This is a genomic window from Streptomyces sp. NPDC032472, assembly GCF_040636955.1.
In the GTDB taxonomy this organism is placed as follows: domain Bacteria; phylum Actinomycetota; class Actinomycetes; order Streptomycetales; family Streptomycetaceae; genus Streptomyces.
In genome coordinates, this window is sequence record NZ_JBEZVK010000212.1 from 1 (window position 1) to 1,258 (window position 1,258).

A 1,258-nucleotide genomic window follows, 5' to 3' on the forward strand; every position below is an offset into this window, starting at 1 on the left:
CCTGGTCCTGGAGGCGCACCGGGCCGGCGCCCTCGTCATCGGCGAGGACCTCGGCACGGTGGAGCCGAGAGTGCGTCAGGCGCTCGCCGAGCGCGCGTGAAGCGGCAACAGCTCAAATTTGAAATCTGGTCCCCAGGGCCCGAGTTGTAATTTGTAGAGGATGCTTTTGGCGAGGCGCCTTCCGAGTTCCCTGGAACGGGACGCCACAGAGGGTGAGAGCCCCGTCTGGTCGGATGCCAAGCCTATGTAAAGCTCCTTCGACGAGTCGAGTAGTTTGGGAATGCTGCTCAAAATGGGAGGTATATGTCTTCTAAAGCTAAATACCGGCCAGAGACCGATAGCGCACAAGTAGAGTGATCGAAAGATGAAAAGCACTTTGAAAAGAGGGTTAAAAAGTACGTGAAATTGTTGAAAGGGAAGCGCCTATGACCAGACTTGGGCCCGGTGAATCATCCAGCGTTCTCGCTGGTGCACTTTGCCGGGCACAGGCCAGCATCAGTTTGGCGCGGGGGATAAAGGCTTCGGGAATGTGGCTCCCCTCGGGGAGTGTTATAGCCCGTTGTGTAATACCCTGCGCCGGACTGAGGTACGCGCTCCGCAAGGATGCTGGCGTAATGGTCATCAGCGACCCGTCTTGAAACACGGACCAAGGAGTCGTCTTCGTATGCGAGTGTTCGGGTGTAAAACCCCTACGCGTAATGAAAGTGAACGCAGGTGAGAGCTTCGGCGCATCACCGACCGATCCTGATGTTCTCGGATGGATTTGAGTAAGAGCATACGGGGCCGGACCCGAAAGAAGGTGAACTATGCCTGTATAGGGTGAAGCCAGAGGAAACTCTGGTGGAGGCTCGCAGCGGTTCTGACGTGCAAATCGATCGTCAAATATGGGCATGGGGGCGAAAGACTAATCGAACCTTCTAGTAGCTGGTTTCCGCCGAAGTTTCCCTCAGGATAGCAGTGTTGAACTCAGTTTTATGAGGTAAAGCGAATGATTAGGGACTCGGGGGCGCTATATAGCCTTCATCCATTCTCAAACTTTAAATATGTAAGAAGCCCTTGTTACTTAATTGAACGTGGGCATTCGAATGAACAACACTAGTGGGCCATTTTTGGTAAGCAGAACTGGCGATGCGGGATGAACCGAACGCGAGGTTAAGGTGCCGGAGTGGACGCTCATCAGACACCACAAAAGGTGTTAGTACATCTTGACAGCAGGACGGTGGCCATGGAAGTCGGAATCCGCTAAGGACTGTGTAAC

Annotated in this window: 1 rRNA gene; it reads left to right on the forward strand. The window is 53.8% G+C overall.

Annotated elements, in window-relative coordinates:
* Positions 1 to 25: 25 nt before the first annotated feature.
* Positions 26 to 1,258 (forward strand): 23S ribosomal RNA (locus AB0F11_RS38265); the annotation flags it as partial.